Below are 26,057 nucleotides of genomic sequence, written 5' to 3'. Positions count from 1 at the left end.
CCATGACCCGTGACGACATCTTTGCCCAGATCAAAACCGCCCTTGTCGATCTGTTCGAAGTCGATGAAGAGGCCATCACTCCCGAGGCACGCCTCTATCAGGATCTCGAGCTCGACAGCATAGATGCCATCGATCTGGTGGTGCACCTGCAAAAGCTGACCGGCAAGAAGATAAAGCCGGAAGAGTTCAAGTCGGTGCGCAGCGTCAATGACGTTGTGGATGCGGTCGAGCGTCTGCTCGCCGGCGCCTGATGCGGATGCGCGCCAGATCATGACGCGCTGGCTCTCCTGGCTGGCCGGTGGTGCCCTCCTGCTCTACCCGCTGGCGGTGTACTGGGGGCTGACTCACACCAGCCAGACTCCGCTGCTGGTGGGTCTGCTGGTCATCTTCTCCTTGCGGCTGCTGCCGGGTCTGCTCAAGCGGCGGGTCCGGTTTGGTCCCCTGCCCGAGTGGCTCTGGCTGGGTCGCCTGCTGGCCTGCATCGGTCTGGGGCTGATCCTGCTGTCGGCGCTATTCTCTGCCCGCCACTGGTTGCTCTATTACCCGCTGGCGGTGAGCCTGGCGCTGCTCTGCCTGTTTGGCTGGAGCCTGACCCGCCCCATGAGTCTGGTGGAGCGGCTGGCCCGCTTGCAGGATCCCCGCCTGCCGGATGTCGCCATCGGTTACACCCGGCGGGTGACCCAGATCTGGTGCGGCTTCTTCGTGGTCAATGGCGCCCTGGCGGCCTTCACCATCTGGTACGGCGATCTGGCGCTCTGGAGCCTCTACAACGGCCTCATCAGCTATGGGTTGATGGGCGCTTTGATGGCTGGGGAGTATCTGGTACGCCGGCGGCTGATGAAGAGGCTGGCTCCATGACCCTGCTGCAAACGCTCTGGCAGCAGGACGACGACCAGCTGGTGGCGTTCGGTCAAGGCGGTGAGGTGACTCTGGCCGAGCTACGCCTTGGCAGCCTGCAACTGGCCCGGGCCATGGCACGCCATGCTCGCCCCGGGCAGTCGCACGCGCGCTGGGCGCTCTGCTTCGATGACAGCTTGCTGTTTGCGCAAGCGTTGCTCGCCTGCGCCCTCGGCGGTCATCAAGCCATCTTGCCGGGCCATCAACGGGTGGCCGGGCTGCTGGCGCTGCGGGATCAGTTTGACGGCCTGCTCACCGATGGCGAGCTGCCAGTCGATGGGCTTGATATGCCCCAGTTGCGGCTGCCCCTTGCCGATTGCCATGACGAGCGGGATGCAGAGCGCGCCGACCTGACACCCGAGCATCTCGATCTGACCCTGTTCAGCTCGGGCTCCACCGGCGAGCCCAAGGCGATCCCCAAAGCCTGGCCACAGCTGGAGGCCGAGCTGCGGGTGCAGATGGCGCTCTGGGGCGAGACCCTGGCCGATACCCGGGTGCTGGCCAGCGTCAGTCACCAGCACATCTACGGCCTGCTGTTTCGCATCCTGCTGCCTCTGGCCCTCGGTCGTCCGTTCGATCGCCGCAGCATCGACTATCCGGAGCAGCTGGCGGTGCAAACCGCCCCCTGGGTGCTGATCGCTTCCCCCGCTTTTCTCAGCCGGCTCGATCCGGCCATTCCCGCTGCGGGCTGCCGCCTTATCGTCTCCTCTGGCGGTCCCCTGCAACCCGGGGATGCCCATCAGGCCTGGGCGCTGCTCGGCCAGCTGCCGGTAGAGATCTTCGGCAGCAGCGAGACCGGCGGCATCGGCTGGCGCCAGCGCAATCAGGCGCAGACCCCCTGGACTCCCTTGCCCGGGGTTGAGGTGCGGGTCGGCCCGGATCAGGGCTTGCTGCTGCGCTCCCCCTTCCTGGCAGAGGACGGCTGGCTGGCCTGCGCCGATCGCATCCTGATGAAGGAGGCAGGGTTCGAGCTGCTGGGGCGTCAGGACAGGGTGATCAAGCTGGAGGAGAAGCGAATCTCCCTCGACGAGGTGGAGGCGCGCCTGCAAGCCCTGCCTGAGGTGGAGCAGGCCGCCGTGCTGCCCCTGCAGCAAGGCCAGCGTCAGATCCTCGGCGCCGTGCTAGTGCTGAGCGAATTGGGGGCCGCCCGCTGGGCTGAACTGGGTCAGGGCCGCTTCCTGTTGGCCCTGCGCCAGCAACTGCGCCCCTGGCTCGAACCGGTCGCCCTGCCGCGCAGCCTGCGCCGGGTCGAGAGCATGCCCGTCAACGCCCAGGGAAAACGCCCCTGGCCACAACTCAAGGAGCTGTTCGATGAGCCTCTCTGCTGACACGCTGCCGATGAACTCGCTGCCGACAGTGCTGGGCTGCGAGACGCTGGCCGATGGCGTGCGCCTGCACCTGCGGCTCGATCCGGAGCTGCCCTGGTTTGCGGGCCACTTTCCCGGGGCGCCCCTGCTGCCAGGGGTCACCCAGATCCACTGGGTCATGCACTATGCCGCCAGTCGGCTCAACCTGGAGCTGCCGTTTCACGGGCTGGATCAGCTCAAGTTCCAGCGTCCGCTGCGGCCGGGGGCCGAGTGCAGCCTGAGCCTGCAGTGGCAGCCACAAAAGGATCAGCTCGTTTTCAGCTATACGCTGGGGGATGAGCTGGCGAGCAGCGGACGGGTGCGCTTCATCCCATGACGCCCTGCATCCTGATCCCCTGTTACAACCACGCCGGCCCCCTGGCTGCCGTACTGGATCGGCTGGCCGGCTACCAGTTGCCCTGCCTGCTGATCGACGATGGCAGCGAACCCGTCGCCGCCGCCGCGCTGGATGGGCTGGCCGCCTGCCACCCCTGGGTCACCCTGCTGCGCCATTCGCACAACCAGGGCAAGGGCGGCGCCGTGATGACGGGGCTGCGCCACGCCCATGGCCTCGGTTTCAGCCACGCCCTGCAGGTGGATGCCGATGGCCAGCACGATCTGGCAGACATTCCGGCCCTGCTGGCCGAGGCGCACCGGGATCCCGAAGCGCTTATCTCGGGGCGCCCTGTCTACGACGATTCCGTGCCCAAAGGGCGCCTCTATGGCCGCTACATCACCCATGTCTGGGTCTGGATCGAGACGCTGTCGTTTACCATCAAGGACAGCATGTGCGGCTTTCGGGTCTATCCGCTGGCGGCCAGCTGTGCGCTGCTCGAACAGGTGGCGCTTGGCAGGCGGATGGATTTTGACACCGAGGTGATGGTGCGCCTGCACTGGGCCGGGGTGGCGGTGCGTTTCGTGCCGACCCGGGTCATCTATCCCGCCGATGGCAGCTCCCATTTCCAGCTCTGGCGCGACAACCGCGATATCTCCTGGATGCACACCCGGCTGGTGTGCCGCCTGTTGTGGGATCTGCTGCTGCGCCTGACGAGCGGGCCTCGCCGCCTCTGGTCATGGGCGACCCGGCTGTGGCGCGAGCGCCGGACCCACTGGTCGCGCACGCCGGAGCGCGGCTCATTGCTCGGCATGCAGATCATGCTGGCCAGCTATCGCCTGCTGGGGCGGCGGGGCTTTTCTCTGCTGCTCTATCCCGTCATCGGCTACTTCTGGCTGACCGGCCGCGCCCAGCGTCAGGCATCCCAAGCCTATCTGGCCCGGCTTGAGGCCTTCTCCCGTACTCAGGGCATACGGCTCCCCCCTGAGCCGAGATCGAGCTTTCGCCACTTCCTGCGCTTTGGTGAGTCTGCGCTCGACAAGCTGGCCGGCTGGCGCGGCGACATAGCAGAGGATCAGGTCGAGCTGGTGGGGAGGGAGCACTACGAGGCCGCCATCAACAGCGGCAAGGGCTTGCTACTGCTGGGCTCTCACCTCGGTGACCTCGAGCTGTGCCGGGCCCTTGGCAGTCGCAAGGGGGAGGTGCGCATCAATGCGCTGGTCTTCACCCGTCACGCGGCCCGCTTCAACGCCTTGCTCAAGCAGATCAACCCGGATTCACGGCTCAACCTCATCCAGGTGCAGGAGATGGGGGCCGATACCGCCATCCTGCTCAAGGAGAAGCTGGATCAGGGGGAATGGGTGGTGATCGTCGGCGATCGCACCTCTGTGACCCGGGAGAAGCGGGTGGTCTGGGCCGATTTTCTCGACGCGCCGGCCCCCTTTCCCCTCGGTCCCTTTGCCCTGGCCAGTGTGCTGGGTTGCCCGGTTTACCTGATGTTCGGCCTCAAGGAGCAGGGGCGCTTTCGAGTGCATTTCGAGCCCTTTGCCGACAGCCTCAGTCTGCCGCGCCAGGGACGACAACAGATACTCGCGTCCCGGGTGCAGGCCTATGCCGATCGCCTGCAGCATCACTGCCTGCGCGCCCCGCTGGACTGGTTCAACTTCTTTGATTTCTGGCAGCTGACCGATGAACAAGAGTGAGATGAAGTACGTCACCTTCGGTGCCGAGCCGTTGACCATCGAAGATGTGGTGGCGCTGGCAGAGCGTCGTGCCCGCCCGGCATTGAACCGGGATCCCGCCTTTATGGCCCGCATCCAGCGGGGCGCCGATTTTCTCGACCGACTGCTGGCCGAGGAGGGGGTCATCTACGGGGTGACTACAGGCTACGGGGATTCGGTGACCCGACCCGTGCCCGCCGAGCTGGTGCCAGAGCTGCCGCTGCACCTGACCCGCTTCCACGGCTGCGGGCTGGGGGAGGATCTTGAGCTCGATGCCGGTCGCGCCGTACTGGCGACCCGGCTCTGCTCCCTGGCGCAGGGGGTATCCGGCGTCAGCCCGGGTTTGCTCGAGAGGCTCTGCTGGCTGCTGGAACAGGATCTCATACCGCGCATACCGGAAGAGGGCTCCGTCGGCGCCAGCGGCGATCTGACACCGCTCTCCTACGTTGCCGCCGTGCTGGTGGGGGAGCGCGAGCTCCATCACGATGGCGCACTGCGTCCCGCCGCCGAGGTCTATCAGGAGCTGGGGATCACTCCCCTGACCCTGAGACCCAAGGAGGGACTGGCGCTGATGAACGGCACTTCCGTGATGACGGCGCTGGCCTGTCTCGCCTACGCCCGCGCCGACTACCTGATGCAACTGGCGACCCGGATCACTGCGTTGGTGAGCGTCGCCATGGGGGGTAACGCCTTCCACTTCGACGAGCGGTTGTTTGCCGTCAAGCCCCACCCCGGCATGCAGGGGATAGCGGCCTGGCTGAGGTCGGATCTGGTGGCCGGCGAGCTGCCGCGCCACAGCGACCGGCTGCAGGACAGATACTCATTGCGCTGCGCGCCCCACGTCATCGGTGTGGTGGCCGACAGCCTGCCCTGGTGGCGCCAGCTCATCGAAAACGAGCTCAACAGCGCCAACGACAACCCGCTGATCGACGGGGAGGGGGAGCACGTGATGCACGGTGGCCACTTCTACGGCGGCCACATCGCCATGGCCATGGACAGCATGAAGACGGCCATCGCCAATCTGGCGGACCTGCTGGATCGCCAGCTGGCCCAGCTGGTGGACACCAAGTTCAACGGCGGCCTGCCGAGCAACCTCTCGGGGGCGCCGGCCGGTCGGCAGATGATCAACCACGGCTTCAAGGCGGTGCAGATCGGCGTCTCGGCCTGGACTGCGGAGGCGCTCAAGCAGACCATGCCCGCCAGCGTCTTCTCACGCTCCACCGAGTGCCACAACCAGGACAAGGTGAGCATGGGCACCATAGCGGCGCGCGATGCCCTGCGGGTGCTGACCCTGACCGAGCAAGTCGGGGCCGCCTGTCTGCTGGCGGCGGTACAGGGGGTCGAGCTGCGCCTGGCCCAGCCCACGCCCTTCACCCGCCCGCTCAGCCCGGCCCTGGCCCATATGGTGCAGCAGGTGCGGGCCGAGTTTGCGCCTCTGCTGGAAGACAGGGCGCTGGAGCAGGAGCTCAGGGCGCTGATCGCCCGCATTCGCCTGCGTCACTACCCCCTCTATCAGGAATCTTCGCTATGAGCTGTACCCGGATTGCACCTGAACCCTGGCAGATCAGTGCCGAAGTGGAAGTGACCATCCCCTTCCACGACGTGGACATGATGGCTGCATTAGTCTGTCAGGGGCACTCCCTATGAGACAACCCATGCAGAATGAACCCTGGCAGATCAGCACTGAAGTGGAAGTGACCATCCCCTTCCACGATGTGGACATGATGGCGGTCGCCTGGCACGGTCACTACTTTCGCTACATAGAGCTGGCCCGCTGCGCCCTGCTCGATCTTATCGATTACAACTACCCGCAGATGGAGGCTTCCGGCTACCTCTGGCCCATCATAGATACCCGGATGAAGTACCTGGCACCGCTGCGCTTCGGACAGAGGGTGCGGGTGCGCGCCACCCTGACCGAGTACCAGAACCGGTTGAAGATCGACTACCTGCTGAGCGATGCCGCGAGCGGCACTCGCACCAGCAAGGGCTACAGCATCCAGGTGGCGGTGAGCAAGGCGAGCGGCGAGATGTGCCTGGCCTCGCCCCAGGTGCTGCTGGACAAGCTGGGGGTGAGCCAGTGAGCCGCCTTCTGAACCGCTTGATGATCGGGCTGACCCTGCTGCTGGCGTTGCCGCTGCAGGCGGCTCCACTGAGCCGTGATCAGGTACAGCAGTTGCTGACCCTGAGTCCGGTCAGACAGGCCCATTTCGAGCAGGAGAAACAGGTGGCGGGGCTGAGCCAGCCGCTCAAGGCCTCCGGCGAGCTGCTGCTGGTGCGCGACCTTGGTCTCTGGTGGCAGCAGCAGAAGCCCTTTGCCCTGACCCTGACCCTGACGCCACAACGCATGGTGCAGCAGATGGCGGGTCAGCCCGCCACCGTCATCGACAGTCCCCAGCTGCTTGAATTCAGCCAGATGCTGCTGGCGCTGTTCGGCTCGGACGAGGCGACCCTGAGCCGCTACTTCAAGATCGATTTTCAGAGCACGGAGGCGGGCTGGCAGCTGCTGCTGGTGCCGACCCTGACGCCGCTGGACAAGGTGTTCGCCAGCCTCACCCTGAGCGGGCAAGGGCAGCTGGATGAGCTGGTCATTGCCGACAAGCAGGGTGACAGCACCCGCATCCGTTTCAGCGCCTGGCAGGAGCGAAGCCTGCCACTGACCCACGAGGAGCAGGCCCGCTTTGCTGCCCACTAGCCCCGTATTGTACCTTGCCACTGCCACTGCCACTGCCACTGCCCTTGGTTTGGCCGGGAGAATCGACCTTGCTGCAATCTGAAACCACCTGGCGCCGGCTTGGCACTATCTGGATCGGCCTCTGCCTGCTGCTGGTGGCCGTGCTGGTCTGGCAGCTGCCCAACAGCCGCATCAACACCAGCCTGATGGATCTGTTGCCCCACGAATCCCGCAGCGATCTGGATCCGGCGTTGCAGCAGGGCTTGCTGCAACAGCTCGATCGCCAGCTGGTCTGGATGCTGAGCCTGCCTGCCGGACAGAACGGGCAGGCGGCGGCCGAGCTGTGGGTAAAACAGCTCGACCAGATAGCGGCCTTCTCCCATATCAAGGGCTATCAGCCCGAGCTGGCCCCCGCCTGGCAGGGCTATCTGCACAGTCTCGCCTGGCAGCGGCTGGATGAAGCGGGCCGGGCCCGGCTGGCGGCTGGCGCCGAGGGCTGGAGCCAATGGGTGCTTGGCCAGATCTACTCGCCCTTTGGCGGTGTTTCCCGCGCCGAGTTGCAGAGTGATCCGCTGTTGTTGACCCGGGCCGGAGTGCTGGCAGAGGCCCGCGGCCCCATGCAGCTCAAGGAGGACTGGCTGGTCAGCCGGGACAAGGCGGGTCGCGACTGGTTCATGGTGCGGGCCGAGCTGGATCTCTCCGCCTTCGATATCCAGCGCAATCAGGGGTTGCTGAGGGTGCTCGACAACGCCGAGCTCCGGCTGGCCGAAGCCTATCCCGGTGCCGAGCTGCTGCGCCGTGGCACCCTTTTCTACAGCCAGCACGCCAGCAACCTGGCCCAGCAGGACATCTCCACCATAGGGCTTGGCTCCATGATCGGAGTCATTCTGCTTATTTGGGGCGTATTTCGCTCGACCCGGGCGCTGCTGCTCTCCCTGCTGCCCATCTGCGTGGGGCTGATGTGGGGGCTGGGCACTGTGCTCATCCTGTTTGGCGAGATCCATCTCTTCACCCTGGTGATCAGCAGCAGCCTCATTGGCATCGCCATCGACTACGCCATCCACTTCCTGTGCGAGCGACGGCTGCACGGTGACGACGAGACGCCGCATCAGACCCGACTACGGCTGCTGCCGAGCCTCTCACTGGCGGTGTTGACCACCCTGATCGGCTATGGCCTGCTCTGGTTTGCCCCCTTCCCCGGGCTGCAACAGTTGGCGGTGTGCGCACTGGCGGGCCTGTTCAGCGCCTTCATCACTGTGCTCTGCCTGTTCCCGCGCTGGTCGGGCCCCCTGCAGACCCGGCCCCTGCGCAGTCAGCCACTGCTGATGGCCTGGCTCAGAGCCTGGCAGCAGCGTCGCCTGGTGCGCATCGGCCTGCCGCTGCTCTGCCTGCTGCTGGCCACCCTTGGCATCAGCCAACTGAAGGTGGATGACGACATACGCCGGCTGCAACCCTTGCCGGTGGAACTGCAGGCGCAGGAGAACCAGATCAAGGCCCTGACCGGTCAGCAGGGGGGCATGCAGGGTTTTCTGGTGACGGGTACGGATGCCGAACAGGCGCTGCAACGGCTGGAGCGACTGGATGATCAGCTGACCGAGCTTAAAAATAGCGGCGCATTGCGGGACTTTGTCTCCCTCAGTCGCTGGCTGCCCTCGCTGGCGCGCCAGCAGCAGGATGCGGCCGCCATTCGGGCCCTGTTGCCCCGGGTGGTGACCCGACTGCAAGAGGCCGGAGTGCCAATACCAGCGGGGGGGCAAGGGCCTGACCGTCAGCCTGACTGGTTGACCCCGGCAGCCTGGCTTGCCAGCACGGTCAGCGAGGGGAGCCGTCTGCTGTGGCTCTCGCTGGAGGATGGCCGCGTCGCCATCTGGGTGCCGCTGGTCGGGGTGCAGGACGAGGTCGCCCTGACGGCGCTGGCAGCTGCCGAGCAGGGTATCTACTGGCAGGATCAGCGCAGCGAGTGGAGCCAGTTGTTTGCCCACTACCGGATCAAGCTGGCCGAACTGCTGCTGCTGGCCATCGGCCTGGTGGCCCTGCTGCTCTGGCGGCGGATGGGGGCAGCCAGGGCGTCCCGGGTGCTGCTGGTCAACCTGATTGCTCTCGCCATGGGGCTGGCGCTGCTTGCCGCCTGCGGCCAGCCGCTCACCCTGTTTGGTGTGCTGGCGCTTAGCCTCATCTTCGGCATCGGCATCGACTACGGTCTCTTCTTTGCCCACTGTGGCAACCAGCTGGCGCGGCAGAGTTCCACCCTGCTCGCCATCCTGCTGGCCAACCTCACCACCCAGTTGGCGTTCGGCTTGCTGGCGCTGAGTCACACCCCCGCCATAGCGGGCTTTGGTCTGGTGTTGAGCGGCGGTATCTTTACTGCCTTCCTGTTGTCGCCTCTGGTGCTGGACCGCGTGCAACCGGATGGCGCGGTGCGGGAGCCCAAGTTGTCAGGGCAGGATAGCCGGGAGCCAACATGACAATAAGATCACTGTTTGTATTACTCATCTTTTTGCTGGGGGGCTGCAGCAGCCAGCCTGCCCCCACCGCCTATCTCGACAAGGGGACCGTCATGGCTCTGCCGGCCCCTGTGCTTGCCACCCCCTTCTATCGCCAGCAGTTGCTGACGGCCACTGTGGGTGAGGGTGCCCATCAGCTGATGACTGTGCTGGAGGCCGATGGCAGCCAGTTGACCCTGGTCGGCCTGACCCCGACCGGGATCCGGCTGTTCCGGGTGCGTTACGACCAGCAGGGCATAGCGACTCAACAACTGAGCCCGCTGCTCGCCACCGGCATGCCGCCAGTGACCCAGGTGCTGGCGGACGTCATGCTCTGCTACTGGCCACTGGCCAGCTGGCAGCCGCAGCTGCCGCCGGGCTGGACGCTGCGGGACCAAGGGCTGACACGCCGGCTGCGCTCTCCCGATGGCGCCCTGGTCACCGAGATCGGGTACCAGGACAAGGGTGGCGTACGGGAGCCGGTCAGCCTGCAACAGCATGTATTTCACTACCGTTTGCAGCTGGAGACGCTGTCCCAATGAGTTGTTATATCGCGGCTTACGGCCTCATTTCGGCATTGGGGGAGGGCAGGGATGCCAGCGCCGAGGCCCTGCTGGCCTGGCAGGCAGAGGGGAGCACGCCGCTCACCCGCCACAACCAGACCTTGCTGGATGGTCGCCTGACCCCGGTGGGGCGGGTCGAGGGCGCTCTGCCGGAAATACCGGCGGCGTTGGCCCCTTATGCCTCGCGCAACAATCGCCTGCTGCTGGCGGCGCTGGCGCAGATCCGCCCGGCCCTGGACAAGGCGCTGGTGGAGTTTGGCCCTGCGCGGGTAGGCCTGGTGCTCGGCACCAGCACAGCCGGGATCGGCGAGGCCGAGCTGGCGATCGCCGCCGCCCGGCGGGGGGAGGCAATTCCCCCGGCCTTTGACTATCGCCAGCAGGAGCTGGGCTCTCCGTCCGAATTTCTGGCCCGTTATCTCGACATCTCCGGGCCTGCCTACACCCTCTCCACCGCCTGCTCTTCCAGCGCCCGCGCCTTCATCAGCGGTCAGCGGATGCTGGCGGCCGGACTGGTGGATGCGGTGATCGTCGGTGGCGCCGACAGCCTGTGCGGCTTGACTATCAACGGTTTTGACAGCCTGGAGTCCCTCAGTGGCACCCTCTGCCAGCCATTCGACAACGGTCGACAGGGCATCAACATAGGCGAGGGGGCTGCGCTGTTTTTGCTGAGCAAACAACCCGCGTCGCTGGCCTTGCTGGGGATGGGCGAGTCGTCCGATGCCTGGCATATCTCGGCCCCTCATCCGGATGGCGTGGGGGCCGAGGCGGCCATGCAGATGGCGCTGGCTCAGGCCGGTATAGCGCCTGACCAGGTGGGTTATATCAACCTGCATGGCACGGCCACCCGCCTCAATGACGCCATGGAGAGCCAGGCCGTGCATCGCCTGTTCGGGGACAAGGTACCCTGCAGCTCCACCAAGCCGCTCACCGGCCATACCCTGGGCGCCGCGGGGGCCATCGAGGCCGCGCTCGCCTGTCTGCTGCTGGAGCGAGCCCTGCCGTTGCCGCCCCAGCGGGTGACGACACCGGATCCGGTGCTGGCCCCCATCCGGCTGGTGAGTGGCGCCACTCGGCTTGCGGCACCCCGGATCCTTTCCAACTCCTTTGCCTTCGGTGGCAACAATGTCAGCCTGCTGTTTGGACTATCCCCCTCATGAATGAGCTCGTACCGCTGCCCGCCATCGACACTCTTTTGCCCCATCAGGCCCCCATGCTGCTGCTGGACAGGCTCTGCACCGTGGATGCGAGCCAGGTGCGCTGCGAGACCCGGGTCGGCCCCCGGCACGCCTTGTTGCTCGATGGCGAGGGCAATTTGCCCGCCTGGGCAGGCATAGAGCTGATGGCCCAGACCATAGCCGCCTGGGCCGGCATGCAGGGGCGATTGCGCGGCGAGCCAGTGCGCATCGGCATGCTGCTCGGTACCCGCAAATATCGCTGCCAGCCCACCCGCTTTGCGGCGGGAGCCCTGCTCACCATAGAGGCCAGCTGCCTGTTGCAAGACGGCGGCATGGCCAGTTTCGAATGCCGGATCCTGCAAGATAGGCAGGAGTGTGCCACTGCGCGCCTCTCGACCTATCAGCCCGCACCCGGCGAATTGTCCGATTTGTTAGCGTAAGGAAGCTTCATGATCTCTACCGTATTGGTCACGGGCGCCAGCAAGGGGATAGGCCGCGCCATCGCCCTCAAGCTGGCTGCCGACGGTTTTTTCGTCGTCGTGCACTACCACGGCGACCGCGCAGGTGCCGAGGCCACCTTGGCGAGCCTGCAAGCCGCAGGGGGACAGGGGCGCCTGATCCAGTTCGACATAGCCGATCGTCAGGGCTGCCGCGAGCGGCTGGAAGCCGACATGGCCGAGCATGGCGCTTATTATGGCGTGGTCTGCAACGCCGGAATCATACGTGACGCCGCCTTCCCCGCCCTCACGGACGAGGATTGGGACGGGGTGTTGCACACCAATCTGGATGGCTTCTACAACCTGCTCAAGCCCTGCATCATGCCGATGATTGGCCTGCGCCGGGGCGGCCGCATAGTGACTATATCCTCGGTTTCCGGCCTGATGGGCAACCGTGGCCAGGTCAACTACAGTGCCGCCAAAGCCGGCATCATGGGGGCCACCAAGGCGCTGGCGCTGGAGCTGGCCAAGCGCAAGATCACGGTGAACTGCGTGGCACCTGGCCTCATCGATACCGGCATGGTCGATGCCGAGGTGAAAGAGGAGGCGATGAAGCTGATCCCGCTCAAGCGCATGGGGCAGGCCGACGAGGTGGCGGGGCTGGTCTCCTACCTGATGTCGGATATCGCTGCCTACGTGACCCGGCAGGTCATCTCCATCAACGGGGGCATGGTATGACGCGAATGCTTATGAGCAATTGCCTGATGTCGGTTCAACATGGCGCTGTCTCTGTGGCACGCCAGCTTATCTCTGTGAATGGCGGTATGGTATGAAGCGGGTAGTAGTAACCGGTATGGCCGGGGTGACGGCGTTCGGCCAGGACTGGCCAAGTGTGCGGGCAAAGTTGCAGGCGGGACGCAACGCTGTGGTGACTATGCCGGAATGGGCCATCTACGAGGGGCTCAACACCCGGCTGGCGGCGCCCATTACCGACTTTGTGCTGCCTGCCCATTATCCGCGCAAGAAGACCCGGGCCATGGGGCGAGTCTCCCAGCTGGCGACCGTGGCCACCGAGCTGGCGCTGGCACGTGCCGGACTGCTTGACCACCCTGTGCTGACCGGCGGTCGCACCGGCATCGCCTATGGCTCCTCCACTGGTAGCACGGATCCCATCCGCGCTTTCGGGGTCATGCTCAACGACAAGAGCACCGCCAGCATCACGGCCACCACCTATGTGCAGATGATGCCGCACACGGCGGCGGTCAATACCGGCCTCTTCTTCGGCCTGCGCGGACGGGTGATCCCCACCTCCAGCGCCTGCACCTCCGGCAGCCAGGGGATTGGCTATGCCTACGAGTCCATCAAGCACGGCTACCAGACCCTGATGGTGGCCGGCGGGGCGGAGGAGCTCTGTCCGTCTGAGGCCGTGGTGTTCGACACCCTGTTTGCCACCAGCCAGATGAACGACAACCCCGAGCTGGCGCCACGGCCGTTCGACCGGCAGCGGGACGGTCTGGTGATTGGCGAGGGGGCGGGTACCCTGGTGCTGGAGGAGCTGGAACATGCGCAGGCGCGTGGAGCCACCATCATCGCCGAGCTGGTGGGGTTTGCCACCAACTGCGACGCCGCCCATGTGACCCAGCCCCAGCAGGAGACCATGCAGCTCTGCATGGAGATGGCGCTGGCCCAGGCAGGGCTGGTACCGGCCGACATCGGCTACATCAGCGCCCACGGCACGGCCACCGAGCGGGGCGACATTGCCGAGAGCCACGCCACCGCCGCCATCTTTGGCGACAAGACGCCTATCTCGTCGCTCAAGAGCTTCTTCGGTCATACCCTGGGGGCCTGCGGTGCCGTTGAGGCATGGCTGTCGCTGGAGATGATGCAGGAGGGCTGGTTTGCCCCCACCATCAATCTGACAGAGCCGGATCCGGCCTGTGCCCCGCTGGATCATGTGGTAGGCAATGGTCGCGCGCTGGCGGTGGACTATCTGATGTCCAACAACTTCGCCTTCGGCGGCATCAACACCTCCCTTATCTTCAAACGCTGGTCCTGAAGCCATGCGCCTTGCCTGCGGGCAGGGCGCCGGTACAGCCTGGGTTTGGTCTTGATGAATTAAGATGCCTCCCATTTTTCGGGAGGCATATTGTCTGTTCCATCTGCTGTTTTCTCTGTTCAACCCCACCTGCGCCGCGGCTTCAATGCGCTCTTGCTGTCTACCCTTTTATTGGCGCTGCCTGCGCCGGCCATGGCCGATGATGAATTTCGGCTGGGCAAGACTCTTTTGCTGGGAGTGGGCGACCATGCCGCCATTATTCCCATCATTGTCTGCCGACCTGCCAAGTCCATCATGGTCAAGGCAGGACGGGAATTGACCCTTAACCGGGTCAAGGTGTTTTATGGCAACGACAGCAGCAAGACCCTCACTTTTGACAAGGATCTGAAAGCGGATCAGGAATCGGACTGGAAATCCCTCGGCAGCCGCCTTTGCATCAAGCGGATCGAGGTCTATGGCAATTCGGAGGGGAGCAAGGCCGGGGTCAAGGTATACGGCCGCAAATAAGAGATGGACGGGGGGTCACATCCCCCGTCCATTTACCTATTTCTTGGGGCGAAACGGCTTGATGACGGCTTCGTCGCACTCGAGATAGGGTCCATCCATGAGGTCGATGCAGTAGGGGATGGCGGGGAAGACAGCATCCAGGCACTCACGGATGGACTTGGGCTTGCCCGGCAGGTTGACGATGAGCGAGCTGCCGCGCAGGCCTGCGGTCTGGCGCGACAAAATGGCGGTCGGCACGAACTTGAGGGACTCGGCCCGCATCAGCTCGCCAAAGCCCGGCATCATGCGATCGCACACCGCCTCCGTGGCCTCCGGGGTCACATCCCGTTTGGCCGGGCCAGTGCCGCCCGTGGTGACAATGAGGCAGCACTGCTCCTCGTCTGCCAGCCGGATCAGGGTTGCTTCAATCTGATCCTGTTCATCCGGGATCACCTGATAGACGGGTTCCCATTCAGAGGTCAGATACGCGCCCAGCGTCTCTATGATGGCCTTGCCGGAGAGGTCTTCGTAGATGCCTGCACTGGCGCGATCGCTGACGGTGACGATGCCGATTTTTGCCTTGCTCATGGTCTGCTCTTGGTTGCGCTGAATAAGTGGCAAATAAAATAACATAATCAGTGAGATATGTTAAACGAGGCCAGGTATCGGCGAGTGTGGTGCTCAACATCGAGTGCCGAATGAAAAGCAATATTGCAGGTTCCCTTTCAATAAGACATAAGGCTAGGGTGTCGTCGCCATAAAAATGTATAAACAAATTAAGGGAAAATATTCAGGAATAATCGGTTGATCCATAACGAATAAGCCAGTAGCAGCTTGCCGTTGCCGTCATTTTTTGGCGCAATCGGGTTCGAAAGAGGGCTGTATGGATTGAACCAGGCGGGTAATCGTCTTATATAACTTCTTATACGGTTGGTTGAATTATGAGCTAATCGTTGTTGTTTGAGTATCACCATGCAGCGGCTGGCCGCGGGAGGGCATATGGAGTTGCCTGATTTTGATACCTTGAGACGGTTGGCTGTGGCGGAGCCCGAGCGGCTCGACGAGTTGCTGCGCCAGCAGATAGAGGGCTTGATCGACCGGGTCAGCCCAGAGCAGCAACAGCGGCTGCGCGGCCTGCAGTTTCGCATCGACTGCCAGCGTCAATTGGCCAAGAACAACATGGACAGCTGTATTCGTATTGCGGCCATGATGCACGACTCCTTTTATTCCATGCGCAGCGAGATGATCCAGCTCAATGCCAATCTCTATGCCGATCAGGCGCCCGTCTATAGGGAAAATAATGTTGTTTCTTTCTTTGATTATTACCACAAGAAGAAATAACGCCCTTCATTAATAATTCAGTTAAATATTATTTTAGATAATATATTCGTTACCAGGTGAGGCTCGTTTGGTGACGTTAATTTATCTGAAGTTATTTGTAATCCATTTGATGTATTTTAGTGGCATCAGCTGTTTTATTAAAAATTGATTATTGCCGTGATCGGTGTGGATGAATGGTGCCGACAGTTAGGCTAATATGGCGATACTTTAAATTTGCTACGACTCGAAGGGATTATGAGAAGTATCACACCAAGGCGGGTGCTGTCGCGGGATCAACAGACAGAGATCACCCGCATCATCGTCAAGGCGGGCCAGATGCTGGCCCAGTTCGGGGCGGAGAGCCGCATCATAGAGCAGACCACGGTCCGGCTCGGCATGGCGCTTGGGCTGGAGAGCGTCGAGATGGCCATCTCCTCCAGTGCCATAGTGCTCACCAGCCTCTATCAGGGCAGTTGTGTCACCACTACCCGCCGGGTGCGGGAACACGGTATCAACATGCAGGTGGTGTGCGAAATCCAGCGTATCTGCATCATGGCGGAAAAGGAGCTGATAGGGGCACGAGAGGTGCGTCTGCGGCTCGATGGTATAGTGCCGTTTCATTACCACCCCTGGCTGGTGGTCCCCATGGTGGGGCTCTCCTGCGGCGCCTTCAGCCTGTTGTTTGGCGGTGACTGGCCCATCTTCATGGTGACCTGTCTCTCCGCTGCCGTAGCGATGCGGGTGCGCCAGCTGATCGCCCGCCATCACCACAGCCCGCTCATCAACTTTGCCGCGACCGGTTTTATCGCCACCTTGCTCTCTTCCAGCGCCACTTTCTTCAACTGGGGCGCCCAGCCCTATCTCGCCATGGCAGCCAGCGTGCTCTTGCTGGTGCCGGGTTTCCCGCTCATCAATGCTGTCTCCGACATGGTGAAGGGTTACTTCAACATGGGGCTTGCGCGCTGGGGCACGGCAACTCTGCTTACCATCAGCGCAGCCATTGGCATCATTCTGGCCATGTCGGTGACCGGTATCTGGGGGTGGAAGGTATGAAGGACTTTGACTCTGTATTGGCCAGCAGGAACGGACTTGGCCTGCTGACCATCAGCGCGCGGATCAACCTCGGCATCATTCTGGCCATGTCGGTCACTGGTATCTGGGGGTGGAAGGTATGATGGATCTGATCTGGCTACTGGCCAAGGATGCCTTCTGGTCTTCCATTCCGGCCGTGGGGTTTGCCATGTTGTTCAACGTGCCGCCGCGCATGTTGAAGTACTGTGCCATGGGCGGTGCCCTGGCCCACAGCTTGCGTACCCTGCTCATCCATTACGGCATGCCCATCGAGTGGGCAACCCTGGCGGCGGCGACCACGGTCGGCTTTGTCTGTGTCTACTGGTCTCGTCGCCTGCTGGCGCCACGGCCCGTGTTCAGCGTCGCCTCCATCATTCCCATGATCCCCGGCAGCTATGCGTTCAAGACCATGATCGCCGTGGTGGAGCTCAATATCTCGGGGGTGACCATGGAGCTTATCCAGAGCGCGGTGGAGAACGGCCTCAAGGCACTGTTTATCGTGGGGGCTCTCAGTTTCGGTTTGGCGATCCCCTCCCTGGTCGTGTACCGTAACCGGCCCATTATTTGACAGACGCAGTGAGAGGCTGACCCCATGAAGATTTCCATGATTGCCGCCATGGCGCACGATCGCGTGATAGGCCTGGATAACCAGATGCCCTGGCACCTGCCGGCGGATCTGGCCCACTTCAAGCGGGTGACTCTGGGCAAGCCTGTGTTGATGGGGCGCAAGACCTTTGAATCCATTGGTCGGCCGCTGCCAGGGCGGCGCAATCTGGTGATCAGCCGCAATCCCGATTACCGGGCCGACGGGGTGGAGGTAGTCGATTCTGTCGAGGCCGCGTTGATGCTGCTGGCAAACGCCGGGAATGTGGACGAGCTGATGGTGATCGGCGGTGGTCATCTCTATGGCCAACTGCTGCCACAGGCTAACAGCCTCTATCTGACCAGAATCGATCTGGCGGTGGCTGGGGATACCTGCTTCCCCGCCTTCGAGGAGGACGAGTGGCATTGCGTTGAGCGCGAACCCCATGAGCCCGACGAGAAGAATCCTCATCCCTACTGCTTCGAAACCTGGCAGCGGCGCTGAGATCTCCGGGTCACCGTTGAAAATGAAAGGCCCCCTGTGCTGCACAAGGGGCCTTTTTCTTTGCTGCAACTGGGCCGCCCGAGAGACATATCATCTGTCAGGGCTGCACTTGGCACTTCCTCCTTGCTCCTCTTTCTACCTCTTTTCTCCCCAATCAAATCATTAGGGTTGTAATGATTTTGCAGGTTTTTCCTGCGAGGGGATCACTGCATCCGAGAATCGCACCATAACAGCCCGACTCCATTGGATTTTTCCCTAACAAGCATGATTAATATATTAGTCATCTAATCAAAAAATCATGCTGGCATGGGTCATGCTTGTCGATTTGTGGGTTTTTATTGTCAAAAATAAACCATTAAAATCAATATGTTATGTTTTCATTGTTTTGTGGGGACTCTTATGGTTCTTTCGTTTTTGGTGTAAATTGCTTAGTGTAGTAAGTAATTGGTTAGCGTTCGGCGGGTTAATTATCAAGATGCCGACAATAAAAATAGGACAGTATGACAGTCAAACTCGAAGTCAAATCACTCTATAAAATCTTCGGAGAACAGCCGGAGAAAGTCTTCAAATTGCTGGAGAAAGGGCACGACCGCGCCAGCATTTTGAAAAAGACGGGTCAGACCCTGGGTGTGCATGGGGTGGATCTCGCCATCCACGAGGGAGAAATCTTTGTGGTAATGGGCTTGTCCGGTTCGGGCAAATCTACCCTGGTGCGTCTCTTCAACCGCCTTATCGAGCCGACCCGTGGTCAGGTGTTGATCGACGGTGAGGACATCGCCGCCATCTCGGACAGCGAGCTGCGTCAGGTCAGGCGCAAGAAGATCAGCATGGTGTTCCAATCTTTTGCCCTCATGCCTCATCTGAGCGTGCTGGAAAATGCCGCCTTTGGTCTGGAGCTGGCCGGTGTGCCGCTTCTCGAACGTCAGGAAAGTGCCCGCCAGGCACTCAATCAGGTGGGTCTGGGCCAGTTGGTGGACTCCTTCCCCGATGCCCTCTCCGGTGGCATGAAGCAAAGGGTTGGTCTGGCCCGCGCACTGGCCAATGACCCCGACATACTGTTGATGGATGAGGCTTTCTCCGCGCTGGATCCGCTGATCCGCACCGAGATGCAGGATGAACTGCTCAAGCTGCAGGCCAGCCATCAGCGCACCATCGTCTTTATCTCCCACGATCTGGATGAAGCGATGCGCATCGGCGATCGCATCGCCATCATGCAGGACGGTCAGGTGATCCAGGTCGGGACCCCCGACGAGATCCTGAGCCAACCGGCCAACGATTATGTGCGTGCCTTCTTTCGCGGCGTGGATCTGGCCAATGTGTTCAGTGCCCGCGATATCGTCAGTCGCAAGCAGATGCCGCTTATCAAGAAGCACACCACGGATGGACCGGGCAACGCCCTGCGTCAGCTCAAGGACCAGGAGCGGGAGTTCGGTTACGTGGTGGATCGCAGTCGTCGCTTCCTCGGGGTCGTCTCGGTCGAGTCGCTCGGTCAGGCGGTGAAAAACAAAGGCAGCCTGGAGCAGGCCTTGCTGGCCGATATCCAGCCCATCCTGGGCGACACCTCGCTCAATGAACTCATCAGTCAGGTGGCCTCAGCGCCCTGTCAGGTGCCCGTGGTCGAGGAAGATGGCACCTACCTGGGCCTTATCTCCAAAGCCAACTTGCTGAACACCCTGGACAGGAGTACCCCGGTATGAATATCAAACCCTTTCATCGTCTGCTGACCGGCTTGCTGGCACTCTTGCTGCTGGCGAGTGCCCCCGTCCGGGCCGATGAGGCGCAGGCCGACCCCTGGGGTGCCTCTGCCTCCACGACTGTTGCCACGGATCCCTGGGGTAGCACAGAGACTGAAGCCGCTGACTGGCAGAACCAGATTGAAGCGACGGATACCTCTGCGGCTGTCGACTGGCTGGATCCCTTCCAGCAGGCACTGGTGCCGCTGGATGTCTGGGTGGAGAGCGGTATCGGCTGGCTGGTCGAGAACCTGCGCCCTGTATTTCAGCTGATCCGGGCGCCGGTAGAGGTCACTCTCAACGCCATGACCCATCTGCTGCAGACAGTGCCATCCACCCTGATGATGGGGATGCTGGCCCTGATAGCCTGGCAGATGGTCAATGGCCGCATGGCCCTTGGCACCCTGCTCTCTCTCGTCGGGATCGGGCTCATAGGTGCCTGGTCCGATGCCATGGTGACCCTGTCGCTGGTGCTGAACTCGCTCTTCTTCTGCATCCTGATTGGCTTGCCGGTCGGCATTATGCTGGCTCGTAGCGAGCGGTTGTCTACCTGGACCCGACCGCTGCTGGATGCCATGCAGACCACACCGGCTTTCGTTTACCTCATTCCCATCGTCATGTTGTTCGGTATCGGCAACGTGCCCGGTGTGGTGGTGACCGTCATCTTCGCCCTGCCACCCATGATCCGGCTGACCATGCTGGGGATCAGGCAAGTGCCTGAGGATCTGGTGGAGGCGGCCCACTCGTTTGGCGCCAGCCCCTCCCAGTTGCTGTTCAAGGTACAACTGCCACTGGCCATGCCCACCATCATGGCCGGGGTCAATCAGACCCTGATGCTGGCACTCTCCATGGTGGTGATCGCCTCCATGATAGCGGTCGGTGGTCTGGGCCAGATGGTGTTGCGCGGTATTGGTCGCCTCGACATGGGGCTCGCCTCCATCGGTGGCCTAGGCATAGTGCTGCTGGCCATAGTGCTCGACCGTCTGACCCAGGCAATGGGGCAGCGGGATCGCAGCCGCACAGGCCGCTGGTATCAACATGGCCCTGTGGCCCTGCTGATGCGCCTGCGTGGCCGTAGCAAATCTATTGATTACAAAGGAGTAAACGCATGAAACCCATTACCAGGACACTGACCCTGAGCACACTGCTGCTGAACTCCCTGTTGCTGAGTTCTGTCGCCGTGGCCAGTGCCGAATCACCGGGGGAGGGGATCCGCGTTCAACCCTTGCAGAGCTCCCTGCCGGAAGAGACCTTCCAGACCTTGCTGGTCAGCAAGCTGATGGGTCGCCTCGGCTATGACGTCCAGCCTGTGCAGGAGGTGGACTACAACGTGGCCTACGCCTCGGTGGCACAGGGCGACGGCACCTTCCTGGCCTTTAACTGGATCCCGCTGCAAAACAACAAGTACGAACAGGCTGGCGGCGACAAGGTATTTTTCCGTCAGGGCACCTATGTATCGGGGGCCGCCCAGGGTTATCTCATCGACAAGAAGACGGCAACCCAGTACGGCATCACCAATCTGGGTCAGCTCAAGGATCCCAAGCTGGCGGCGCTGTTTGACGGCGATGGCGACGGCAAGGCGGATCTGGTGGGCTGCAACCCGGGTTGGGGCTGTGAAGAGGCCATCAATCATCATCTGGATGCGTTTGGTTTGACCCCGACCGTCACCCACAAGCAGGGCAACTACGCGGCCCTGATCGCCGACACCCGGGCCCGCTATCAGAGTGGCAAGCCGGTGCTCTACTACACCTGGACGCCTTACTGGCTGAGCAGCGAGCTGGTGCCGGGACGTGACGTTGTGTGGCTGGAAGTCCCTGCCAATGCCAAGGATTCGGACAAGACCCGTTTGCCCAATGGCAAAAACTACGGCTTCCCCGTCAACTCCATGCACATCGTCGCCAACAAGGGGTTTACCGAAGCCAATCCGGCGGCCGCCAAGCTGTTCAGCATCGTCAAGCTGCCCCTCAATGACATCAATATCCAGAACGGTCTGATGAACAAGGGTCAGAACACCCAGGCGGATATCGAGCGCCATGTGATGGCCTGGCTCAAGGGACACGAAGCCCAGGTCAACGACTGGTTGACTCAGGCTCGCGCCGCCAAGTAAGCGGATAATCAGGGCGCAAGAAGGTGCCACGCCATCAGGGCGCGCCTTCACGCGCTGAATATCACCCATAAAAGCGCCCGGCAGTTGCCGGGCGCTTTTTCATTGTCAGAACCCTGAAGAGGGATCAGATACCTGAGCCGTCGTGCTCGCCGCTCTCTTCGTGCAGGCCGCACTCGCGCTTGAGGCCGAAGAAGCGGGTCTGCTCCTCGCTCATGCCCGGCTCCCACTTGGTGGTGGTGTGCACGTCGCCGACCGAGAGGTAGCCTTGTTCCCACAGTGGGTGGTAGGGCAGGTCGAACTCCTTGAAGTAGTAGAAGACGTCCTTGTTGCTCCAGTCGATGACAGGCAGGAACTTGAAGCGGCCGCGCTGTATGGCCAGCACTGGCAGCTTGTCACGGCTGCCCGCCTGCTCGCGGCGCAGGCCGGAAAACCAGGTCTGGGCCCCCAGCTCGCTCAGGGCGCGGTCCATGGGCTCCACCTTGTTGAGCTGGTTGTAGCGGGTGATCCCCTCCACCCCCTGCTCCCACAGCAGGCCGAAACGCGCCTCCTGCCAGGCCGGTGACAGTTCTGCCCTGTATATCTTCAGATTGAGCGCCAGCCGTTCGGTCAGCTCATCGATAAAGCGGTAGGTCTCGGGGAAGAGATAGCCGGTATCGGTGAGTACCACGGGTACGTCGGCCCGCTCACTGCTCACCAGGTGCAGCATCAGCGCGGCCTGGATGCCGAAGCTGGATGACAGCACATGTTCCCCCGGCAGGTTCGCCAGCGCCCAGCGCACCCGCTCGGGGGCGCTCATGGTGTCCAGCTCCCGGTTGAGGGGGGCCAGCGCCTCGGTCTGCTCTTCACGGCCGAGGGTCAGCAGGGCCTGCAGGTCAAGACGGCCATTTTCAGTGACATCAAGCGGCATAGAAGTCCCTCGCTGAGTCGATGACGGGGGCCACCACACCAGTGCGGATCACGAAGTCACCGAAGCACTCCGCCGCAGTGCGCTCGGCAGCCCAGCGGCCGATCAGCCGATCCAGCTCGGCAAGGATCTGCGGCTCAGTGATGTTCTCCTGATAGAGGCGCGGGATGCGTGTCCCTTCCAGATTGCCACCCAGGTGCAGGTTGTAGCGGCCCGGTGCCTTGCCCACCAGACCCACCTCCGCCAGCATGGCGCGGCCGCAGCCATTGGGGCAGCCGGTGACCCGGAAGATGATGGCGTCATCCGCCAGCCCGTGTTTGGTGAGCAAGCCTTCGATGTCGGTGACAAACGCCGGCAGCATACGCTCGGCCTCGGCCATCGCCAGCGGGCAGGTGGGCAGGGCCACGCAGGCCATGGACTGCTTGCGCTGCTCGCTCACGCCGTCATCCAGCAGGCCGTATTGACGAGCCAGGGCTTCGATGCGCGCCTTCTCGCCAGCGGGGACGCCGGCGATGATGAGGTTCTGGTTGGCGGTCAGGCGGAAATCCCCCTGGTGGATCTTGGCGATTTCCAGCATGCCGGTCTTGAGCGGTTTGCCCGGGAAGTCCAGCAAACGGCCATTCTCGATAAAGAGGGTCAGGTGGTGCTTGCCATCGATTCCCTCGACCCAGCCGAAGCGATCGCCACGGCTGGTGAATTCATAGGGGCGACTCTCGGCGAAGGGGATACCTGCGCGGTTTTCCACCTCGGCCTTGAACGCCTCGACTCCAACACGTTCGAGTGTGTACTTGGTCTTGGCGTTTTTGCGGTTGACCCGGTTGCCCCAGTCACGCTGGGTGCTGACCACGGCGGCCGCCACCTCCAATACGTGGGAGAGGGGAATAAAGCCAAAGTCACTCGCCTTGCGCGGGTAGGTGCTGGTGTCGCCGTGAGTCATGGCGAGCCCCCCGCCCACCAGCACGTTGAAGCCCACCAGCTTGCCGCCTTCGGCAATCGCCACGAAGTTGAGATCGTTGGCGTGGATATCCACGTCGTTGTGGGGCGGGATCACCACTGTGGTCTTGAATTTGCGCGGCAGGTAGTTGGAGCCGAGGATCGGCTCCTCGTCCCCACCCAGCCAGCTTCTCGCCATCCAGCCAGATCTCCACGTAGGCTCGGGTCTTGGGCAGCAGGTGCTCGGAGATTTTTGTGGCCCACTCGTAGGCTTCCTGATGCAGTTCAGACTCCACCGGATTGCTGGTGCAGAGCACGTTGCGGTTCACGTCGCCAGCGGTGGCGATGGAATCTATGCCGGTGCTGTTGAGGGTCTGGTGCATCAGCTTGATGTCGCGCTTCAATACCCCGTGGAACTGGAAGGTCTGACGGGTGGTCAGGCGGATGCTGCCATACAGGCTGTGCTCCTCGGCGAACTTGTCGATCACCTGCCATTGGGCCGGGGTGATGATGCCGCCCGGCAGACGGGCGCGCAGCATAACGTTGTGCAGGGGCTCCAGCTTCTGGGCAGTACGCTCCGGGCGTATGTCTCTGTCATCCTGCTGATACATGCCGTGGAAGCGGATCAGCTGGAAGTTGTCGCCGTTGAAGCCGCCGGTGAGCGGGTCTTGCAGATCCTGCTCTATGGTGCCGCGCAGAAAGTTGCTCTCGCGCTTGAGGCGCTCGTTGTCGGCCAGCGGTCCTTCGACCGGTCCCGGAATCACTTGTTTGCTCATCAATAGACATCCCTTTGATAACGTTTGGCACGACGCAATTCGCTCAAATACTCTTCTGCTTCCTCACGGCTCTTGTGACCGTGTTCTGCAATCACATCCAGCAGGGCTTCCTGCACATCTTTCGCCATCTGGTTAGCATCGCCGCACACATAGAAGTGAGCACCTGCTTCCAGCCACTGGTAGAGCTCCAGACCCGATTCACGCAGTCTGTCCTGCACATAAATCTTGTTGGCCTGATCCCGGCTGAAGGCCAGCGAGATCTTCGACAGCAGGCCCGATTTCACATAGCGCTGCCACTCCACCTGATAGAGAAAGTCCTGGGTGAAGTGGGGGTTGCCGAAGAAGAGCCAGTTCTTGCCTTCGGCCCCTTGTGCCTCGCGCTCCTGCATAAAGGCGCGGAACGGAGCTATGCCGGTGCCCGGTCCCACCATGATGACGGGGGTATCGGGATTGGCCGGCAGGCGGAAGTTGTCATTGTGCTCCACAAACACCCGTACCTCGGCATCTTCGGCCAGCCTGTCCGCCAGATAGGAGGAGGCGGCGCCACTGCGCACAGTGCCATCTTCTTGCGGGTAGCGCACCACGCCAACGGTCAGGTGCACCTCCTCTTCCACTTCGCTCTGGGCGGAGGCGATGGAGTAGAGGCGAGGGGTGAGGGGGCGCAGCAGGCCAGTCAACTGCTCCGCGCTGAGTTCGGTCGGGAAGCGCTTGAGCACATCCACCACTTGGGCAGAGGCCACCAGGGCATTGACCTGGGCCTTGTCACCGGCCAGGTCTTTGAGCGCTGCGTTACCCGAGATCTCTGCCAACCCCGTGATAAAGCCGCCGTGCAACCGGGTCAGTTCCAGATTGCGGGTGAGCACCTCGCGCAGGCTGCCATGGGCGGTGGCTTCGTCACCACTGCGTCCGGACAGGGCCAGCAAGGTCGGCGTCGTTGTCGAACCAGACCCCGAGGGCATCCCCAGGCTGATAGGTCAGCCCTGACTCTTCGAGGCTGATCTCGATATGGCGGATATCCTTGGTGGAATCGCGGCCGGTGATCTTCTGATTCACCGACAGGCGGGCCGGGAAGGGATTGGCCTTGTCGTACTGGCTGTGACCGACAGCCGCTTGTACCGCCCCCGCCACGCTGCTGGTGGCAACCCCGGCAGATAGCGTGGCGGCAATGGCATTGACCGCCTGCTCGCCCCAGGCCTTGGCGGCATCCTGATAGTCCACATCCAGGCTGGCAAGCTCATGAATGCGATCGGCGCCCGCCTTGGTCAGCAGGCTGTCAAAGTCCTGACTTGTCTGGCAGAAAAATTCGTAGGAGCTGTCACCCAGCCCCAGCACGGCGAACTTGAGCCCCTCCAGTTTGCCAACCTTGCCCTTCTTGAGCTGCTCGAACAGATCGACGGCACTCTCCGGTGGTTCACCCTCCCCGTAAGTACTCACTACCACCAGCAGGTGAGTCTCTTTCTTGAGCTGCTTGGGTTTGTAATCTGCCATGGAGGTGAGGGTCACCGGCAGGCCGCGTGCCTCGGCCTGCGCCTTGATGGCACTGGCCACCCCTTTGGCATTGCCGGTCTGGGAGCCGTAGAGAATGGTCAGGCTGCCGCCGGGTGCTGTCACGGCACCCGTAGCCGCCACTGGCTGGCTGCCGGATTGGGAGAGACCGTAGAGATAGCCGCTCACCCAGACCAGTTGCTGGGTATTGAGGGTTGATAATGCCTGGTTCAGCTGACGTTGTTGTTCATCAGAGAGGGGGGCCAGATTGGTCAGGGAGTCCTTCAATTGCATCACACGCGTCTTCCATGGTCTGATTTTTGGTCAGGTTAAGGGGTGTGATGGATAACAACAAAGAATAAAAATGTCTTTTTTATTCTATTAATGCATTAAAACCCCAAGGGATCCTGGCTTGAGCCTGCTCGGGCTGCGCCCTGTTTCATGGTATAAACGGCGAAGAATGAGCCCCGTC

25 protein-coding genes and 2 pseudogenes are annotated in these 26,057 nt (G+C 62.3%); 23 read left to right on the top strand and 4 right to left on the bottom strand.

Annotation, left to right across the window (positions count from 1 at the left end):
- The first annotated feature begins 2 nt into the window (after positions 1–2).
- The 15 genes from AXW79_RS06360 to AXW79_RS06290 all read left to right on the top strand — a co-directional run bounded on the left by AXW79_RS06360 (position 3) and on the right by AXW79_RS06290 (position 14,190).
- A complete protein-coding gene (locus tag AXW79_RS06360) occupies positions 3–251 on the top strand; it encodes an acyl carrier protein (RefSeq protein WP_005317801.1) in 249 nt (82 codons plus the stop codon).
- The gene (locus AXW79_RS06355; RefSeq protein ID WP_225854328.1) at positions 208–858 is read left to right on the top strand and encodes a COG4648 family protein; all 651 of its coding nucleotides are present in this window, start codon (positions 208–210) and stop codon (positions 856–858) included. Before AXW79_RS06360 ends, AXW79_RS06355 begins: the two co-directional genes overlap by 44 nt.
- Positions 855–2,225: an AMP-binding protein gene (locus tag AXW79_RS06350; RefSeq protein WP_005317795.1), complete on the top strand. Its 1,371-nt coding sequence runs from the start codon at positions 855–857 to the stop codon at positions 2,223–2,225. The genes AXW79_RS06355 and AXW79_RS06350 overlap by 4 nt, the downstream gene beginning before the upstream one ends.
- A complete protein-coding gene (locus AXW79_RS06345) occupies positions 2,209–2,580 on the top strand; it encodes an ApeI family dehydratase (protein ID WP_005317793.1) in 372 nt (123 codons plus the stop codon). Before AXW79_RS06350 ends, AXW79_RS06345 begins: the two co-directional genes overlap by 17 nt.
- Positions 2,577–4,280 carry a glycosyltransferase family 2 protein gene (locus AXW79_RS06340; protein ID WP_005317790.1) on the top strand — a complete coding sequence of 568 codons (1,704 nt, stop codon included), beginning with the start codon at positions 2,577–2,579 and terminating at the stop codon, positions 4,278–4,280. The genes AXW79_RS06345 and AXW79_RS06340 overlap by 4 nt, the downstream gene beginning before the upstream one ends.
- Positions 4,267–5,829, top strand: a complete 1,563-nt coding sequence (locus AXW79_RS06335; protein WP_005317787.1) for an HAL/PAL/TAL family ammonia-lyase — start codon at positions 4,267–4,269, stop codon at positions 5,827–5,829. Before AXW79_RS06340 ends, AXW79_RS06335 begins: the two co-directional genes overlap by 14 nt.
- A gap of 124 nt (positions 5,830–5,953) precedes the next feature.
- A complete protein-coding gene (locus AXW79_RS06330) occupies positions 5,954–6,379 on the top strand; it encodes an acyl-CoA thioesterase (protein WP_005317781.1) in 426 nt (141 codons plus the stop codon).
- Between the two features lie 20 nt (positions 6,380–6,399).
- On the top strand, positions 6,400–6,990 hold the full coding sequence (locus AXW79_RS06325; RefSeq protein ID WP_005317778.1) for an outer membrane lipoprotein carrier protein LolA: 591 nt from the start codon (positions 6,400–6,402) through the stop codon (positions 6,988–6,990).
- A gap of 68 nt (positions 6,991–7,058) precedes the next feature.
- Positions 7,059–9,434, top strand: coding sequence for an MMPL family transporter (locus AXW79_RS06320; RefSeq protein WP_005317775.1), 2,376 nt, complete (start codon positions 7,059–7,061; stop codon positions 9,432–9,434).
- 2 nt (positions 9,435–9,436) lie between these two features.
- Positions 9,437–9,994: a DUF3261 domain-containing protein gene (locus tag AXW79_RS06315; protein WP_085941573.1), complete on the top strand. Its 558-nt coding sequence runs from the start codon at positions 9,437–9,439 to the stop codon at positions 9,992–9,994.
- Positions 9,991–11,172: a beta-ketoacyl-[acyl-carrier-protein] synthase family protein gene (locus tag AXW79_RS06310; protein ID WP_005317769.1), complete on the top strand. Its 1,182-nt coding sequence runs from the start codon at positions 9,991–9,993 to the stop codon at positions 11,170–11,172. Before AXW79_RS06315 ends, AXW79_RS06310 begins: the two co-directional genes overlap by 4 nt.
- Complete coding sequence (locus AXW79_RS06305; RefSeq protein WP_005317766.1) at positions 11,169–11,630, top strand: ApeP family dehydratase; 462 nt, start codon at positions 11,169–11,171, stop codon at positions 11,628–11,630. The genes AXW79_RS06310 and AXW79_RS06305 overlap by 4 nt, the downstream gene beginning before the upstream one ends.
- 9 nt (positions 11,631–11,639) lie before the next feature.
- Complete coding sequence (locus tag AXW79_RS06300) at positions 11,640–12,365, top strand: 3-ketoacyl-ACP reductase FabG2 (protein ID WP_005317763.1); 726 nt, start codon at positions 11,640–11,642, stop codon at positions 12,363–12,365.
- 91 nt (positions 12,366–12,456) lie between these two features.
- Positions 12,457–13,683 (top strand): beta-ketoacyl-ACP synthase, encoded by a 1,227-nt coding sequence (locus AXW79_RS06295; protein WP_005317759.1) that lies wholly within the window; start codon positions 12,457–12,459, stop codon positions 13,681–13,683.
- A gap of 129 nt (positions 13,684–13,812) precedes the next feature.
- Entirely contained in the window at positions 13,813–14,190 is a 378-nt protein-coding gene (locus tag AXW79_RS06290) for a DUF2541 family protein (RefSeq protein WP_443261402.1), read from the top strand.
- 36 nt (positions 14,191–14,226) lie between these two features.
- On the opposite strand, the gene mog is transcribed toward AXW79_RS06290, so the two are convergent.
- Positions 14,227–14,757 carry a molybdopterin adenylyltransferase gene (gene mog, locus AXW79_RS06285; protein WP_005317752.1) on the bottom strand — a complete coding sequence of 177 codons (531 nt, stop codon included), beginning with the start codon at positions 14,755–14,757 and terminating at the stop codon, positions 14,227–14,229.
- A 411-nt stretch (positions 14,758–15,168) separates the two neighbouring features.
- Here mog and AXW79_RS06280 point away from each other — a divergent pair, with 411 nt between their 5' ends.
- The 8 genes from AXW79_RS06280 to proX all read left to right on the top strand — a co-directional run bounded on the left by AXW79_RS06280 (position 15,169) and on the right by proX (position 21,487).
- Positions 15,169–15,510 (top strand): DUF3135 domain-containing protein, encoded by a 342-nt coding sequence (locus tag AXW79_RS06280; protein ID WP_021140758.1) that lies wholly within the window; start codon positions 15,169–15,171, stop codon positions 15,508–15,510.
- A 234-nt stretch (positions 15,511–15,744) separates the two neighbouring features.
- Entirely contained in the window at positions 15,745–16,542 is a 798-nt protein-coding gene (locus AXW79_RS06275) for a threonine/serine exporter family protein (protein WP_011898413.1), read from the top strand.
- The gene (locus AXW79_RS23940; protein ID WP_005317745.1) at positions 16,539–16,664 is read left to right on the top strand and encodes a hypothetical protein; all 126 of its coding nucleotides are present in this window, start codon (positions 16,539–16,541) and stop codon (positions 16,662–16,664) included. Before AXW79_RS06275 ends, AXW79_RS23940 begins: the two co-directional genes overlap by 4 nt.
- The gene (locus AXW79_RS06270) at positions 16,661–17,128 is read left to right on the top strand and encodes a threonine/serine exporter family protein (protein ID WP_005317742.1); all 468 of its coding nucleotides are present in this window, start codon (positions 16,661–16,663) and stop codon (positions 17,126–17,128) included. Before AXW79_RS23940 ends, AXW79_RS06270 begins: the two co-directional genes overlap by 4 nt.
- Positions 17,129–17,152: 24 nt before the next feature.
- A complete protein-coding gene (gene folA, locus AXW79_RS06265) occupies positions 17,153–17,647 on the top strand; it encodes a type 3 dihydrofolate reductase (RefSeq protein ID WP_005317740.1) in 495 nt (164 codons plus the stop codon).
- A 500-nt stretch (positions 17,648–18,147) separates the two neighbouring features.
- Positions 18,148–19,344 (top strand): glycine betaine/L-proline ABC transporter ATP-binding protein ProV, encoded by a 1,197-nt coding sequence (gene proV / locus AXW79_RS06260; protein WP_005317736.1) that lies wholly within the window; start codon positions 18,148–18,150, stop codon positions 19,342–19,344.
- Positions 19,341–20,492: a glycine betaine/L-proline ABC transporter permease ProW gene (gene proW / locus AXW79_RS06255; RefSeq protein ID WP_005317734.1), complete on the top strand. Its 1,152-nt coding sequence runs from the start codon at positions 19,341–19,343 to the stop codon at positions 20,490–20,492. The genes proV and proW overlap by 4 nt, the downstream gene beginning before the upstream one ends.
- Positions 20,489–21,487, top strand: a complete 999-nt coding sequence (gene proX / locus AXW79_RS06250) for a glycine betaine/L-proline ABC transporter substrate-binding protein ProX (RefSeq protein ID WP_005317729.1) — start codon at positions 20,489–20,491, stop codon at positions 21,485–21,487. The genes proW and proX overlap by 4 nt, the downstream gene beginning before the upstream one ends.
- 124 nt (positions 21,488–21,611) lie before the next feature.
- On the opposite strand, the gene AXW79_RS06245 is transcribed toward proX, so the two are convergent.
- From AXW79_RS06245 to AXW79_RS06235, 3 genes and pseudogenes are all read right to left on the bottom strand, one after another.
- Positions 21,612–22,394, bottom strand: coding sequence for a phosphoadenylyl-sulfate reductase (locus AXW79_RS06245; protein WP_005317726.1), 783 nt, complete (start codon positions 22,392–22,394; stop codon positions 21,612–21,614).
- Positions 22,384–24,100: pseudogene (gene cysI, locus AXW79_RS06240) on the bottom strand (assimilatory sulfite reductase (NADPH) hemoprotein subunit). The gene AXW79_RS06245 and the pseudogene cysI overlap by 11 nt, the downstream one beginning before the upstream one ends.
- Positions 24,100–25,879: pseudogene (locus tag AXW79_RS06235) on the bottom strand (assimilatory sulfite reductase (NADPH) flavoprotein subunit). The pseudogenes cysI and AXW79_RS06235 overlap by 1 nt, the downstream one beginning before the upstream one ends.
- Between the last annotated feature and the right edge of the window lie 178 nt (positions 25,880–26,057).

This window comes from Aeromonas salmonicida subsp. salmonicida (assembly GCF_001643305.1).
In the GTDB taxonomy this organism is placed as follows: Bacteria; Pseudomonadota; Gammaproteobacteria; order Enterobacterales; family Aeromonadaceae; genus Aeromonas; species Aeromonas salmonicida.
The sequence above is the reverse complement of the archived record's forward strand: the minus strand, read 5'-3'. Positions and strand labels throughout refer to the sequence as shown.